Raw genomic sequence first — 13,135 nt, 5'->3', positions numbered from 1 at the left:
TAGTGGGAATTTGCAATGACTAAAGTCCTAGACGTAGTAAAACCAGGTGTACTAACTGGTGACGACGTACAAAAAGTATTTGAAATCGCAAAAGAGCACAAGTTCGCTCTACCAGCGGTTAACTGTGTTGGTTCTGACTCAGTGAACGCGGTTCTGGAAGCAGCGGCGAAGGTTAAAGCGCCAGTTGTTGTTCAGTTCTCTAACGGTGGTGCTGCTTTCTTCGCTGGTAAAGGCTTGAAGAAAGAAGGTCAAGAAGCGCAGATCCTAGGCGCGATCGCAGGTGCTAAACAAGTACACGCGCTTGCAGAAGCTTACGGTGTGCCAGTTATTCTGCACACTGACCACGCTGCTAAGAAGCTACTTCCATGGATCGACGGTCTACTAGACGCGAGCGAGAAGCACTTCGAAGAAACTGGTAAGCCACTATTCTCTTCTCACATGATTGACCTTTCTGAAGAGTCACTAGAAGAGAACATGGAAATCTGTGCTAAGTACCTAGAGCGCATGGACAAAATGGGCATGACGCTAGAAATCGAATTGGGCATCACTGGTGGTGAAGAAGACGGCGTAGACAACAGTGATGTTGATACAGCTGACCTTTACACTAAGCCTGAAGAAGTTGCTTACGCGTACGAGAAGCTATCTGCAGTGTCTCACCGTTTCACGATTGCCGCTTCATTCGGTAACGTGCACGGCGTTTACAAGCCAGGTAACGTTGTTCTTAAGCCAACGATCCTTCGTGACTCACAAGCATACTGCTCTGAGAAGTTTGGCATTGCTCCAAACGCTCTAAGCTATGTGTTCCACGGTGGTTCTGGTTCTTCTGAAGCAGAGATCCAAGAGTCTATCAGCTACGGTGTGATCAAAATGAACATCGATACTGACACTCAGTGGGCAACTTGGGACGGCGTTCGTGCTTACGCGGCTGAGAAGTTCGACTACCTACAAGGTCAGATCGGCAACCCTGAAGGCCCAGACGCGCCGAACAAGAAATACTACGACCCACGCGTATGGCTACGTGCAGGTCAAACAAGCATGGTCGCTCGTCTAGAGAAGGCTTTTGCGGATCTTAACGCTATTGACGTACTGTAAGTCATATTAGTGTTTGATCTAAAGCCCTCGCTTCGTGCGGGGGCTTTTTGGTTTTGGGCAAGTTATTGGCAAGAGTGCAGCATATTGATGCCATTAACTTAACGATAAATTTGGACATTCAATGAGCGTGGGTTGTCATTTCGAAGCCGTCACCTGCAGGGAGCAGGTGCCGAGCCTCCATGGATGGATTCACGGCGTGCTGAAGAAATGATGGCCCTTGCTCATTGTGAATCCACCAATGTTTTTATCGTTAAGTTAATGGCATTAACTAAAGCTGTGGTAAACTTGCCCGCGATTGCAACCTTTCCAACCTATGGAAGCACACAAGCATGGCACAGACGTCTCTCGATAAAGCTAAAATCAAAATCTTATTGCTAGAGGGCGTTCACCAATCTGCGGTGGATACCTTTACGCGCGCCGGATACACCAACATCGAATACCATAAAGGCTCTTTACCAAAAGAAGACCTTATTGCATCGATTAAAGATGCCCACTTTGTTGGTATTCGTTCGCGTACGAACCTAACAGCCGAAATATTTGACGCCGCTGAAAAGCTGGTTGCAGTAGGTTGTTTCTGCATTGGCACCAACCAAGTTGACCTCAAGGCGGCAACTCGTCACGGCGTGCCAGTATTTAATGCACCTTATTCAAATACACGTTCAGTCGCTGAACTAGTATTGGCTGAAACCATCATGTTGTTCCGTGGTGTGCCACATCGCAGTGCTGCTGCTCACCGTGGTGAGTGGCTGAAAAACGCAGTTAACAGCTTTGAAGCACGTGGCAAAACACTGGGTATTGTTGGTTATGGCAACATCGGCGCGCAGGTGTCGGTATTGGCTGAAAGCATTGGTATGAACGTGCAGTTCTACGATATCGTTCCTAAGCTGCCAATGGGCAATGCAACCCAGATTGAAACCATGGACGAGCTGTTAGCAACTAGTGATGTCATCTCATTACATGTACCTGAAACCGCTGCAACCAAGTGGATGATGGGCAAAGAGCAGTTCGCCAAGATGAAAGATGGTTCTATCTTCATTAACGCTGCCCGTGGTACGACTGTTGATATCGACGCGCTATGTGAAGTGATGGAAAGCGGCAAGCTTTTGGGTACGGCAATCGATGTATTCCCAGTTGAGCCGCGCTCGGCTGATGAAGAGTTCGAGTCACCGCTGCGCAAGTTTGATAACGCTATTCTTACGCCGCACGTAGGTGGTTCAACGCAAGAAGCACAGGTCAACATTGGTATTGAAGTTGCTGACAAACTGGCGGCTTACTCTGATAATGGCACGACGTTGTCGTCTGTGAACTTCCCAGAAGTAGCACTGCCAGCTACTGGTGACACCCATCGCATTCTTCATATCCATGAGAATCGCCCAGGTGTGATTTCTGAGATCAATAAAACGTTCTCGGACAATGGCTTTAATATCGCTGGCCAATATCTACAAACCAATGACGAGGTTGGTTATGTGGTCATTGATGTAGATAAAGCATGTTCAGGTGAAGCGTTAGAGAAAATTCGCACAGTGGCTGGCACACTGAAATCGCGGATCTTGTTCTAATGCATAAGGCTTGGTTGCTATCGTCGATTATTGCTACAACACTGCTGTTGAGTGGTTGCAGTATATTGAGCGGTCGCAACCTTGCCGATATTTCTTGCGAGTTTCCCGACGACCCACTGACGTTAGCGCCTAACTGGCTGTGCGATCCGCAGCAAGTTGGCGTTGAATACGCGGCAGTGGGGACGACGGCTACAGATAACCAAGCGCCTTTGCAAGCTCAGCAAGTGGCTCGCTTGTTAGCTGTTAAGCAGTTGGCTGAACGGCTGCAAGCTGCGGTATCACAGCAAGTTGGGATTTATCGCGATAGCAGCCAAGCAACTGAGCTTGCGCTTGCTCAGTTACAGCAAACCCCTGTTTTAGGTAGCCGTAGAAGCCCGCAAGGCCAACTATATGTTGTAGTAGGGATGGATGAAAATAGTTGGATTGTGGCTGGTGAAAAGCTACTAAGCGACAATTGGCCATTCTGGCAAGTGCCACTCTCGGATCGCCAGACCGTGATTGAAAGCTGGCGGGAATTCAGTCTTAATTAATCGGGTTGAGCAACACTGTGTGCATGCGTTTATGGATTAGCCTTGCAATTTTACTCACGCTCAGCGGCTGTGCTACCTATGGTGATCGCCAGCAAGCCTATCAGTCTCAGTTAACTGAGCAAGCGCTTGGTGCAGCTGAAGCGACCCTTACCGAACTCGTCGACCCCACTGGCAGCGAGCGCATACTCTATTGGCTAGAGTTAGGGAGCCTGCAACATCTGCAAGGCCAATATGGCGAATCTAACCGATCCCTCCAGCGCGCTGATTCATTAACCCGTGCTTGGCTTGAGCTAAACAATGAAGAGCGGCTCAAACGTTTTTTTGCCACCCAGGATAGTGCCGTCTACCAGCCTTGGATAAGTGAGCGTTGGTATTCGCATTATTTGCAGTTAAAGAACTATTTTATCCTCGCCCAGCAAGGTGGTGGCATCGCAGCGCTTGATGGCATGCGGGTAGAAGCAAGGCGTCTGTCGATGTTGTTAGAGAGTAACCGCCGCCTAGAGAGCGAGCAGGGTATGTTTGACTCGCTGGTTAGCGCGGCACAACCCCTGCAAGACCCAAGTATAGCGGCCTACTACTGGTGGTGGGTAGGGGTTGCTTATGAGCGCCTAAATGAATGGGACAATGCCAGAATTGCTTATTACTCGGCAGAGCGTAATGCGACCGGCTGGCTAGCGGAACAAGCACTCGCTGATAAACTTAGAATGCACAAGCAGTTAGGCGATAGCTGGCAAGACGAAGTGACTCAATTGCCTGAAGCATTACAGCAACAAGTGATTGAATGGCGGGCGACTAGCTGGCAAACACTTACAGTCGATTACAAAGACTGGCGACCAATCGTTCGCGAAGTTGGCTTTACCATTGCACGCTTAGGTGATGAGCTAATTGTTAGCGCTCGTGGCCAAGAAGGCAGCTTGTTGCTGACAAGTTTATATGGCACTGCCTCGGTCAGCTTACCTGCCAGTGAGGCCTTTGATGTCAGTGTGATTAATTTCTCTGTGCCTTATGTACCACCGGTAGCTATGCCGGCTAAACAAGACCACATTGTGTTTTCGCCCGCCCAGGCTGCACACCTAGATTACCAAGCGCAGCTACCAAGATTGATGATTAATACTGCCGTGCGCGAGCTGAGCAAAGCAGCAGCTGTGGAAGTGATTGACAGTTCAACGAGCACTGAATTGCAGGTCGTCTCTATACTGCTGTCGCTATACAACGCTGCTGTCTCCACGGCGGATACGCGCTACTGGATGGCAATGCCACGCTATGTCCACGTAACAAGAACCATTAATAACCCAGACGTTCAGCTTTCGGCTGGTCAAATCAGGCTATATTTAACCGCAAACCAATCAATAAAGGAGTGACAAATGCGTCGCCTACTTACCCTTGCACTATCTGCTATGGTGCTTGTTGGCTGTGCTAGCAATCCAGTTGTGCAGCGAGTCGACCCAAATATCGAGATTGCCCTGACCGACAAATGGAATGCCGAAGATAGCCGCCTTGTGGCTGATGCGATGATTGGCGAAATGATTACCTTCCCTTGGTATAAAGACTGGCTGCGTTCAGGTGAAGACCGCCCAACCATTATCGTGCAAACCATTCGCAACAAGTCACATGAGCATGTCTCAGTCGATACATTTGTTAACGACATCAAGCGAGCCTCTTTGCAAACTGGCAAACTGCGTTTTGTTGCCGATAGTGTTCAACGCGAAGCCTTGCGTGAGGAGCGCGAAGCACAAGACGGATATGCGACAGTGGATAGCATGTCACAGTGGGGCAAAGAGCTAGGTGCCGACTTTGCTTTGGCTGGGGTCATTAATTCATTTGTTGATGAGTGGCAAGATCGTCGAGTAACCAGTTATCAAGTGGATCTAACCTTGATTAATCTCGAAACCAACGAAGAAGTTTGGATCGGTCAGAAGAAGATTCAGAAAGCGGCTACTTTTTAAGCCGCTTTATTAAGCAATAGCGGTATTGAGTCATACCGCTATTTAGAGGTTCCCTTTAGCCCTATTTAGTAGCTCGCATACACCTCAGTGCTACCGTCTTCACGTACTAATAGCACATCAAAGTCGCGGTACGTTTCACCTTCCGGCGCCATGCCTGGGCTCATCATTGGCATGCCTGGCACAGTTAGCCCTACTGCACCCGCAGGCGGGTTCTCTAGAAAGCGAACAATTTCTGCTTCTGGGATATGACCTTCAAAGAAATAATCATCCGCTTCGACTGTGTGGCAGCTTGCCAAGTTAGGAGTAATACCAAGCGCGACCTTTATGTCGTTAACGTTTTCGGTTTCGATCACAGTTAACTCATGGCCTTTATCTTCCATAATCTCAACCCAGCCGGTGCAGCAACCACAGTAAGGTGATTTGTGTACGGTCATTTCTGCGGCTAATGCCGATAAACCAAGGGTGCTGGCAAGTGTAGCGATCACTAATTTTTTCATAACAATACCTATATGTTGCAGAGCGCTAAAGCGCACAAACTTTACTTAACGATAATATTGAATTGGTAAGAGTTATGATTGCCTTGGTGGCTTAAATGGTGGTGAGGTGGCAGCACTAACAAGCTGTGGCTGCACGGGCAGGATAATGGCTGAAGGTGCTGCCAGCAATGGTGGTGCTTGGTTAGCCGCGAGGGCAACCCATTGGCAGCAGTTGTGAATTTCTGGTGAACATGGCTCATCCATACTCTGACATGGCATCTCGGTGGCGTGCACGCTTGCCTGTATGTCTGGTATTTGATTGGCAGTTGCGATCGTCGAAGACGCTAACAATGCGAGTACCAGTATGTAATAAAGAAACTTGTTCATAAGCATAAGATACGCGCACACCATTTTACTTGGCAAGAATCTAGATCAGTTTTAGTGACCCAGCTTCAATTTTTATTCAGTTATGCTTTTTTCTATGAATGGGCGAGCTTAATTGCCGTGCCGGTCACCCGCAAGGCAATGCGATGTTGATTACGCCCAAAGGTGGCATTAAGCCTTGCCGGTTCAATACGCACGCCAATCACAAGTTTACTGCCGCTTGCTTGTGCCTCTCGGCGCAAGCGAAGCAGTGCCTCGCGACGTGCTCGACAGGTTAGCTTTTGTAAAGCTTTTGCTTCGCCACCAATCAACGACCTTATTGCCCAGCGTAAACTGCTAAATGCATCGACTGCTAAGACAACTTCGGCACAAATTAGTTTGCCTTGGCCTGAGCCGTGATATTGCTGTGTGTTGCGCAGCTGTATATGTTGCAGCCGTTGCTCACCGCGAGCTAGGGCTAGCAGATGCGCACGGGTCAATAGCATGCGAGTGATGGCTGCTATGAGCACGATACTAATAAAGGGAATCAGGTCCCAGAGTAGTGCGCTCATTCAACCACTACCGCTGTGCCATAGGCTAAAACTTCACTTGCGCCATCGGCGATGCTGGTGGTGCTAAAGCGGATGTTAATCACTGCATTGGCACCAAGTTGTTTTGCTGCTTCAAGCATACGGGTTTCGGCTTCAGCCCGTGCTTCTCGCATTAGGTCGGTGTAGCTCTCCAGTTCGCCGCCAAATAAGTTCTTTATTGATGACAAAATGTCGCGGCCAACATTTTTAGCGCGCACGGTGCTGCCTTCCACAAGCCCGAGGTGTTGGGTAATTCGATAGCCTGGTAGGGTTTCTATATTACTAGTTAACACGATTTCTTCCTCAATAGCGCGCACTTTGGTCTATTCTGCCATAGAGACCAAACAGGGTAGAAGCAATTGTGGATGTCGTGAACTTTGTCGCTGGCAGTAAAACTGTCGCCTTGCCCATTTTAGATATTTTGTTAACTGAGCAGCTGGCTGATGACTATGTCACTGTGCCGGGCGATGACCCTGACTTGATAGGGGTAAAAGAGTACCTAGGTGTGTCGACACCTATTTTTGACTTGGTGAAAATGCTCGAAGGTAAGTCGACTGACGTTCTAATTAGTGAGTTGCTTGCGAAACTCTCCAATCAACAAGTGTTGTCGCAAAGTGAAGCTCGCCTAGCAAGACGTCTTGCGGGTGTGACAGCGAAAGACGATATGGAAAAGCTCGGTGAGCGCTTGCAAGAGGCAAAAGAGCAGCTCAAGCCGGTGCTGGTATACACAACGCGTGATGGCAACAAGCCATTAATTGGCTTTGTTGTTGATTTGGTTGCCGATACCCACACGGTGGACGACAGCCACATACAGCCGCTCGCTGATGCGCTAGCGTTATTGCCGCGCATCGCACCGCGAACGAAATCTTTGTTTGCTGGTCTTATTGGTCAGTCGAAGTCTGATCCGGCGATTCTTCTAAATCCTCAGGCGTTCTCGAAATGGGTGGCTGACCTAGAAATCGAGACGCAATAAGCCCTGCTTCAAATAACAAGTACATCGGCACAGCCAGAATCGTTTGCGAAAACATATCAGGCGGTGTGATAAACATGCCAATAATAAAGCAGGTTAGAAACACATAAGCACGTTTTTGCTGCAAGGTTTCCCGACTTACGGCGCCACTTTTTACCAGTAGTGCCGTTGCGATTGGAATTTCAAAGGCAATACCAAAGGCAAATATCAGCTTGAGGGTAAAATCAAGGTGATTGGCGATGTCTGGCATCAGCGTAATGCCCTCACTGGCAAAGCCAGTAAAGAAGCCATATACCAGGGGCAATACAACAAAGTAGCAGAATGCGACACCGCTATAGAACAGCACGATACTGCTAAACAGCAACGGCATAGCAAACTTGCGCTCGTGCTGATACAAGCCTGGTGAAACGAACGCCCAAATTTGATGCAGAAGTACCGGCACGCTAATCAGCACTGCTAATACCATGGTAAGTTTAAATGGCACTAAAAATGGCGATGCGATGCCTGTTGCAATGAGCGCACTGCCGTCGCTATCGACCAGCAGTGCCTGTAGTGGTGCAGCAAGTATTTCGTGCATGTCGCGGGCGAAAAACCATAACCCAGCAAACACCACGGCAACGGTTACCGATGAAATGATTAAGCGCTTGCGCAGTTCCCGTAGGTGATTAACCAGCGGCATGCTTGAATCGGGTAGGTTCATTTATTCTGTTCTTCTTGCTGCAGCTTTTTTATGTTCTCTTCCGCAGTTGGCTCGTTCGGATGGGCTTCCATAATCTTGCGATTCATCTCTTCAATTCGTACTTCGGCGTCCAACTGGCGCTGTAACGACATCGCATAGCGTTTAGCGGCACCTACCCATTTACCAGCAGTTTGTGCCACTTTTGGTAAGCGTTCGGGGCCAACCACCACTAGAGCGATCATGCCAATAAGCAATAATTCAAAAAAGCCAACGTCGAACATAGCTTAAGACTGCTTATCTTTTTCTTTTTGGCTGTTGAGCTCACTAAAGTTGGCGTCGCCTTCTTTGTGGTTCAACTGTGCTGGTGATTCATCTTTTTTATCGTCTTTAGACTCTTCATCATGCATGGCTTTTTTAAAATCTTTTACGGCGCCACCCACATCAGAACCCATATTGCGTAACTTCTTCGTGCCGAAGATCGCAATCACGATAACTGCGATAATAACAAGCTGCCAAATACTCATACCAGCAAACATAGTAATACCTTACATTCCAGCCCAAGTAGCCTGGCGAACATCGCCAAGAATATGAAAATGCAAATGATAGACTTCTTGCCCACCACCCGCGTTAGTATTGGTAATAACTCGATACCCTTCTGCCAAGCCCGCGTCATGAGCAATTTTGCTCACCTTGCCAAGCATTCGGCCAAGCAATGCTTGGGCGTCGCCATCAAGATCATCTAGATTTTCGATGTGACGCAATGGAATGGCTAATAAATGCACGGGTGCTTTCGGCGCTATGTCTTTAAACACCAGCATTTCATCATCGCGGTAAACAATATCACTCGGAATTTCGCCGGCGATAATCTTGCAAAATAGGCAATCAGTCATAGTTTAGTCCTTAATACGACTCGCTTTCTCTTCTAAGCCCGACATATCAAAACGTCTGGCTAGTTCGTCAAGCACATCGTCAGCAGTTAAGTTTAAATGACTAAGCATTACAAGAGTATGGAACCACAGGTCTGCCGTTTCGCCAATTAACGATTTTTTGTGAACTGGGTCTAACTCTGCGTCTCTGGCAGCCAAAACTGTCTCGAATGACTCTTCGCCAACCTTTTCCAGAATTTTGTTTAAGCCCTTGTGATGTAACTGCGCAACATACGAGGTATCTGGGCTCGCGCCTTTGCGCTGTTCAAGAATTGTCGTGAGTTCTTTTAATACGTCAGTCATTGTCCGATCCCAAAAAACGATAAATAGAAGGCCATGCAAGCGCGACACCGGCGGCCGCGATACACGCCCATTGGCTAAGCTGCCAGTTTTGCCATGTATGAATTTGCTGACCGTCTGGTAGCAATACCCAAGCAACCAATAGCAATACGCCAGTGAGCAGCCATGCTTGCTTTTGCTGGCGTTGGAACTTTAGCTCGCGCGCTAGACGGTCTATGTTCTTTTGCTGCTTATCCAACATGCGAGCCTGCTCCTGCTGTACTTGCAAGGCATGCCAAATATGGTCAGGTAGCTGTGGTAATCGGTCAATCCACTCAGGTGCACGCGCTTTTACCTGTTTAAGTAATCGTTTTGGCCCAAGGCGGTCGCGCATCCAGCGCTCTAGAAACGGTTTTGCTGTTTGCCATAGGTCGAGTTGAGGATAAAGTTGGCGGCCTAGCCCCTCAATGTTAAGCAGGGTTTTTTGCAGTAACACTAACTGCGGCTGCACTTGCATATCAAAGCGACGTGCTGTTTGGAATAAACGAATCAGTACTTGGCCAAATGATATTTCAGCTAAAGGCTTCTCAAAAATTGGCTCGCACACTGCTCGAATGGCGCCTTCAAACTCACGCACAGGGGTTTGTGGTGGCACCCAGCCAGACTCAACATGGAGTGCGGCCACTCTATGATAGTCGTGATTGAAAAACGCGATTAGGTTCTGTGCTAGGTAGTTTTGGTCATCGTCGGAAAGTGTACCAACAATGCCGCAGTCTATACCGATGTAACCTGGGTTGGCCGGGTCGCTAATATCGACGAACACATTACCTGGGTGCATGTCGGCATGAAAGAAGCTGTCGCGGAAGACTTGGGTGAAGAATATCTCAACGCCTTTCTCGGCGAGGACGCGGAAGTCGACGTTGTGTGCTTTAAGCGTTTCAATGTCGGAAATGGGCACGCCATAGATACGTTCCATCACTAACACATTAGAGCGGGAGTAATCCCAATAGATGCTGGGGACATAAAGCATGTCGCCATCAGCAAAGTTGCGCTTAAGGGTGGTTGCGTTAGCGCCTTCTTTCATCAGGTCGAGCTCATCAAGCACAGTCGCGCGGTAATCCTCGACCACTTCTACTGGGCGTAACCGGCGACCATCCGGCAGGCGACTTATTAACTTGGCGATTAGGCCAATCAAGGCCAGATCATGCTCAATTGTTGAGCGGATGCCAGGCCGAATAACCTTCACAACGACTTCTTCGCCCGTTTTTAATTTGGCAGAATGCACTTGGGCAATAGAAGCGGACGCTAGGGGCTTTTCGTCAAAGCGATCAAACAACTCGTCGATTCGTTGGTTCAGCGACTTCTCGATGGTTCGTTTTGCTAGCTCGCTATCAAATGGCGGCACTTGGTCTTGCAACTTGGCAAGCTCAACGGCGAGTGCTGGGGGTAATAGGTCTCGTCTAGTCGAGAGGATCTGGCCGAATTTTACAAAGATTGGGCCAAGGGATTCTAGTGCCGCCCGTAGGTTAGCTTCTGGTGATTGTTTAGCACGATATATCCAGCGGGCAGGTAACAAGAAAAGCAAAACACGTATCGGGAATGGCAGGTTGCTAGGTAGCAATAGATCCAATCGGTATCGTGCGGTGACATGCAAAATGCGCAAGCCGCGCCAAATGCTCTTCATTAATGCTCCAATTTTGCTAATTGTGTTGCTAAGGCGGCGATGTCGATTCTTAACTGTTCTAGGTCGTCGGCAATGGCCTCAAACTGGGCGCGACTAGCAACTAAATCTGATTCCCACACTAGCCATTCTTCAGCTTGCCGCAATTGGCTAGAATATGCCGCGCTAAGCAGCGATGCTAAGCCAGTCAGTGCAACCTCTACCGCCTGCGCACCTTGATAGCCTAATGCAGGTACTAAAAACGGCGTGACGCTAATATCTGGCGACTGCAATAGACGTTGCACGGCAAACAGCATGGCTGTATCGCCTTCAATGCGAATGCTGCGTTGTGATAACTCTGCCTGGACATTGTCACTGCTGGCTAAGGCACGTAAATCTGCCAATGTCGCGACGATCTTTAAATCTACTTTGTGTGGTTGCTCAGGCAAAGCAATGTAGCCGGTATGAAACGCAATCGTAACGGGCGAACTAAGCTCGCCAACAACGATCTGCATGGTTTTGCCCGCTAAATCATTTACCGCTTGGCGGGTAACAACCGAATGCGCCAATAACTGCTTGCTAGCAATGATCGCAAGGTTACGCCACATTAGGCTTTATACCCCTTATGCAAGGCCACAATGCCGCCTGTCATATTTTGATAGTCGGCTTTGGCAAACCCTTGCTCGAGCATGATACCTTTAAGCGTTTCTTGATCTGGGTGCATACGAATCGACTCAGCCAAATACTTATAGCTGTCGCCATCACCCACTACTAACTTACCCATCAACGGCAAGGCCGTGAAACTATACATGTCATATAGTTTACCCAAACCTGGCACCGTTGGGTGAGAGAACTCTAGAATTAATAAGCGGCCGCCAGGTTTCAGTACACGATGCATTTCTTTGATCGCGACTTCTTTGCGAGTAACATTACGCAGACCAAAGCTGATGCTAACCACATCAAAATGGTTGTCTGGGAAAGGTAAAACTTCGGCGTTTGCTTGTACGACTTCTACGTTATCGGTGTAGCCAAGGTTGGTTAGTCTATCGCGACCGACTTTCAGCATAGAGTCGTTGATATCGGAGAGGTAGACTTTGCCCGTTGGGCCAACCTTTTTACTAAAGGCTTTGGTAAGGTCACCAGTGCCACCGGCAATGTCGAGGATCTTTTGGCCTGGTCGAGCGGCACTAGCTTCTATGGTTACAAACTTCCAAAGTCGGTGAACGCCACCAGACATTAAGTCGTTCATAACGTCATAGCGTGCTGCAACTGAGTGGAAAACGTCTGCTACGCGTTTCTGCTTTTCATCTACATCGACGGTTTGATACCCAAAATGGGTTTTCTGCTGATCTGACATAACGCCCCCAATAATTTTCTAGCCATTGTAAGGGGGAGTGCTAGCTTTGTCTCGCTTATTGCCACTTTATTAGTGCTTTGTTTGCCAGCTTTGTTTTAGGCCGGTTACCAAAAGTGGCAGAATAAACAGCCAGCCAATCGCTGCCATACCAAACGTAATCGTTAGCTGATTAATAGATAGTCCTACTACTAGTCCAACCCCGGCGAACATTACGCCAAAAGATGCCAAAACGACTAATAGCAACGAGTACTTACTGTTAGAGGCCATTTACTACGGCTCCTGTCTAATTGCTTGTTGTCTATCATTGTGCGGATAAACGGCTGCGACACTATTTAACTTGCGTAGTAATGTGACTTCGTTCACTTGGCTCAACTGCAAACTGAGACTTGGTTCTAATTGGTATCAGTGTCATAGGGTTTATGCCCCTAGCGAGTGTGTGGGTACTAACTCTATGATTTAAAAGGAAAAAAATTTAGAAAACTTCAAAAAAAGTGTTGACGCATTTGGCTTTGTCTCTATAATGCGCCTCCACACCAGCGGGGCACAGCCAAAACGGCCAGCAACGCTGAGTCAGCCAAGCGGCTGGTGAGGGTTCACTCTTCGCTAAGTTGCTGAAAGTTCTGAAAAACTTTTCGAAACTTTCTTAGAAAAACTGGTTGACACGCTGCGGGGAATCATTAAGATACGCAGCCCTTGCCAAGAACGACA

At 48.3% G+C, this 13,135-nt stretch carries 19 protein-coding genes; 6 read left to right on the top strand and 13 right to left on the bottom strand.

Features of this window, described 5'->3' with window-relative positions; genetic code table 11:
• Positions 1 to 15: 15 nt before the first annotated feature.
• The 5 genes from fbaA (at position 16) to DUW71_RS15200 (ending at position 5,127) form a co-directional block, all read left to right on the top strand.
• Positions 16 to 1,092, top strand: a complete 1,077-nt coding sequence (gene fbaA / locus DUW71_RS15220; protein WP_119396129.1) for a class II fructose-bisphosphate aldolase — start codon at positions 16 to 18, stop codon at positions 1,090 to 1,092.
• Between the two features lie 329 nt (positions 1,093 to 1,421).
• Positions 1,422 to 2,651, top strand: a complete 1,230-nt coding sequence (gene serA / locus DUW71_RS15215) for a phosphoglycerate dehydrogenase (protein WP_119396128.1) — start codon at positions 1,422 to 1,424, stop codon at positions 2,649 to 2,651.
• Complete coding sequence (locus tag DUW71_RS15210) at positions 2,651 to 3,181, top strand: hypothetical protein (protein WP_119396127.1); 531 nt, start codon at positions 2,651 to 2,653, stop codon at positions 3,179 to 3,181. The genes serA and DUW71_RS15210 overlap by 1 nt, the downstream gene beginning before the upstream one ends.
• Before the next feature lie 23 nt (positions 3,182 to 3,204).
• Positions 3,205 to 4,542, top strand: coding sequence for a hypothetical protein (locus DUW71_RS15205; RefSeq protein ID WP_119396126.1), 1,338 nt, complete (start codon positions 3,205 to 3,207; stop codon positions 4,540 to 4,542).
• A 3-nt stretch (positions 4,543 to 4,545) separates the two neighbouring features.
• Entirely contained in the window at positions 4,546 to 5,127 is a 582-nt protein-coding gene (locus DUW71_RS15200) for a penicillin-binding protein activator LpoB (RefSeq protein WP_119396125.1), read from the top strand.
• 65 nt (positions 5,128 to 5,192) lie between these two features.
• On the opposite strand, the gene DUW71_RS15195 is transcribed toward DUW71_RS15200, so the two are convergent.
• From DUW71_RS15195 to DUW71_RS15180, 4 genes are all read right to left on the bottom strand, one after another.
• Complete coding sequence (locus DUW71_RS15195; RefSeq protein ID WP_119396124.1) at positions 5,193 to 5,624, bottom strand: DUF411 domain-containing protein; 432 nt, start codon at positions 5,622 to 5,624, stop codon at positions 5,193 to 5,195.
• A 72-nt stretch (positions 5,625 to 5,696) separates the two neighbouring features.
• The gene (locus tag DUW71_RS15190) at positions 5,697 to 5,990 is read right to left on the bottom strand and encodes a hypothetical protein (RefSeq protein WP_158584158.1); all 294 of its coding nucleotides are present in this window, start codon (positions 5,988 to 5,990) and stop codon (positions 5,697 to 5,699) included.
• Positions 5,991 to 6,082: 92 nt separating this feature from the next.
• Entirely contained in the window at positions 6,083 to 6,538 is a 456-nt protein-coding gene (locus DUW71_RS15185) for a heavy metal-binding domain-containing protein (RefSeq protein WP_119396122.1), read from the bottom strand.
• The gene (locus tag DUW71_RS15180) at positions 6,535 to 6,849 is read right to left on the bottom strand and encodes a YbjQ family protein (protein ID WP_119396214.1); all 315 of its coding nucleotides are present in this window, start codon (positions 6,847 to 6,849) and stop codon (positions 6,535 to 6,537) included. The genes DUW71_RS15185 and DUW71_RS15180 overlap by 4 nt, the downstream gene beginning before the upstream one ends.
• A 68-nt stretch (positions 6,850 to 6,917) precedes the next feature.
• Here DUW71_RS15180 and DUW71_RS15175 point away from each other — a divergent pair, with 68 nt between their 5' ends.
• Positions 6,918 to 7,529 (top strand): hypothetical protein, encoded by a 612-nt coding sequence (locus DUW71_RS15175; protein ID WP_158584157.1) that lies wholly within the window; start codon positions 6,918 to 6,920, stop codon positions 7,527 to 7,529.
• Here the strand turns inward: DUW71_RS15175 and tatC are convergent.
• The 9 genes from tatC to DUW71_RS15130 form a co-directional block, all read right to left on the bottom strand.
• On the bottom strand, positions 7,438 to 8,226 hold the full coding sequence (gene tatC / locus DUW71_RS15170; RefSeq protein WP_233546163.1) for a twin-arginine translocase subunit TatC: 789 nt from the start codon (positions 8,224 to 8,226) through the stop codon (positions 7,438 to 7,440). The two genes, DUW71_RS15175 and tatC, sit on opposite strands and share 92 nt — an antisense overlap.
• The gene (gene tatB, locus DUW71_RS15165; RefSeq protein WP_119396120.1) at positions 8,223 to 8,486 is read right to left on the bottom strand and encodes a Sec-independent protein translocase protein TatB; all 264 of its coding nucleotides are present in this window, start codon (positions 8,484 to 8,486) and stop codon (positions 8,223 to 8,225) included. The genes tatC and tatB overlap by 4 nt, the downstream gene beginning before the upstream one ends.
• 3 nt (positions 8,487 to 8,489) lie before the next feature.
• The gene (tatA, locus tag DUW71_RS15160; protein WP_119396119.1) at positions 8,490 to 8,741 is read right to left on the bottom strand and encodes a twin-arginine translocase TatA/TatE family subunit; all 252 of its coding nucleotides are present in this window, start codon (positions 8,739 to 8,741) and stop codon (positions 8,490 to 8,492) included.
• A 9-nt stretch (positions 8,742 to 8,750) separates the two neighbouring features.
• Positions 8,751 to 9,095, bottom strand: coding sequence for a histidine triad nucleotide-binding protein (locus DUW71_RS15155; RefSeq protein ID WP_119396118.1), 345 nt, complete (start codon positions 9,093 to 9,095; stop codon positions 8,751 to 8,753).
• A 3-nt stretch (positions 9,096 to 9,098) separates the two neighbouring features.
• On the bottom strand, positions 9,099 to 9,434 hold the full coding sequence (locus tag DUW71_RS15150; protein WP_119396117.1) for a phosphoribosyl-ATP diphosphatase: 336 nt from the start codon (positions 9,432 to 9,434) through the stop codon (positions 9,099 to 9,101).
• Positions 9,427 to 11,094 carry a ubiquinone biosynthesis regulatory protein kinase UbiB gene (gene ubiB / locus DUW71_RS15145; RefSeq protein ID WP_119396116.1) on the bottom strand — a complete coding sequence of 556 codons (1,668 nt, stop codon included), beginning with the start codon at positions 11,092 to 11,094 and terminating at the stop codon, positions 9,427 to 9,429. The genes DUW71_RS15150 and ubiB overlap by 8 nt, the downstream gene beginning before the upstream one ends.
• Positions 11,094 to 11,678 (bottom strand): SCP2 sterol-binding domain-containing protein, encoded by a 585-nt coding sequence (locus DUW71_RS15140; RefSeq protein ID WP_119396115.1) that lies wholly within the window; start codon positions 11,676 to 11,678, stop codon positions 11,094 to 11,096. Before DUW71_RS15140 ends, ubiB begins: the two co-directional genes overlap by 1 nt.
• Complete coding sequence (gene ubiE / locus DUW71_RS15135; RefSeq protein ID WP_119396114.1) at positions 11,678 to 12,427, bottom strand: bifunctional demethylmenaquinone methyltransferase/2-methoxy-6-polyprenyl-1,4-benzoquinol methylase UbiE; 750 nt, start codon at positions 12,425 to 12,427, stop codon at positions 11,678 to 11,680. The genes DUW71_RS15140 and ubiE overlap by 1 nt, the downstream gene beginning before the upstream one ends.
• Positions 12,428 to 12,496: 69 nt before the next feature.
• A complete protein-coding gene (locus tag DUW71_RS15130) occupies positions 12,497 to 12,694 on the bottom strand; it encodes a hypothetical protein (protein ID WP_119396113.1) in 198 nt (65 codons plus the stop codon).
• Positions 12,695 to 13,135: the final 441 nt, after the last annotated feature.

This window comes from Salinibius halmophilus (genome assembly GCF_003577475.1).
GTDB lineage: Bacteria > Pseudomonadota > Gammaproteobacteria > Pseudomonadales > Natronospirillaceae > Salinibius > Salinibius halmophilus.
The sequence above is the reverse complement of the archived record's forward strand: the minus strand, read 5'-3'. Positions and strand labels throughout refer to the sequence as shown.

Coding starts and splice junctions, on each gene's coding strand:
- tatC (WP_233546163.1), bottom strand. CDS start 8,226: ATGAACCTACCCGATTCAAGCATGCCGCTGGTTAATCACCTACGGGAA.
- fbaA (WP_119396129.1), top strand. CDS start 16: ATGACTAAAGTCCTAGACGTAGTAAAACCAGGTGTACTAACTGGTGAC.
- DUW71_RS15210 (WP_119396127.1), top strand. CDS start 2,651: ATGCATAAGGCTTGGTTGCTATCGTCGATTATTGCTACAACACTGCTG.
- DUW71_RS15130 (WP_119396113.1), bottom strand. CDS start 12,694: ATGGCCTCTAACAGTAAGTACTCGTTGCTATTAGTCGTTTTGGCATCT.
- DUW71_RS15155 (WP_119396118.1), bottom strand. CDS start 9,095: ATGACTGATTGCCTATTTTGCAAGATTATCGCCGGCGAAATTCCGAGT.
- tatB (WP_119396120.1), bottom strand. CDS start 8,486: ATGTTCGACGTTGGCTTTTTTGAATTATTGCTTATTGGCATGATCGCT.
- DUW71_RS15190 (WP_158584158.1), bottom strand. CDS start 5,990: ATGAACAAGTTTCTTTATTACATACTGGTACTCGCATTGTTAGCGTCT.
- tatA (WP_119396119.1), bottom strand. CDS start 8,741: ATGTTTGCTGGTATGAGTATTTGGCAGCTTGTTATTATCGCAGTTATC.
- DUW71_RS15150 (WP_119396117.1), bottom strand. CDS start 9,434: ATGACTGACGTATTAAAAGAACTCACGACAATTCTTGAACAGCGCAAA.
- ubiB (WP_119396116.1), bottom strand. CDS start 11,094: ATGAAGAGCATTTGGCGCGGCTTGCGCATTTTGCATGTCACCGCACGA.
- DUW71_RS15140 (WP_119396115.1), bottom strand. CDS start 11,678: ATGTGGCGTAACCTTGCGATCATTGCTAGCAAGCAGTTATTGGCGCAT.
- DUW71_RS15205 (WP_119396126.1), top strand. CDS start 3,205: ATGCGTTTATGGATTAGCCTTGCAATTTTACTCACGCTCAGCGGCTGT.
- DUW71_RS15185 (WP_119396122.1), bottom strand. CDS start 6,538: ATGAGCGCACTACTCTGGGACCTGATTCCCTTTATTAGTATCGTGCTC.
- DUW71_RS15195 (WP_119396124.1), bottom strand. CDS start 5,624: ATGAAAAAATTAGTGATCGCTACACTTGCCAGCACCCTTGGTTTATCG.
- serA (WP_119396128.1), top strand. CDS start 1,422: ATGGCACAGACGTCTCTCGATAAAGCTAAAATCAAAATCTTATTGCTA.
- ubiE (WP_119396114.1), bottom strand. CDS start 12,427: ATGTCAGATCAGCAGAAAACCCATTTTGGGTATCAAACCGTCGATGTA.
- DUW71_RS15200 (WP_119396125.1), top strand. CDS start 4,546: ATGCGTCGCCTACTTACCCTTGCACTATCTGCTATGGTGCTTGTTGGC.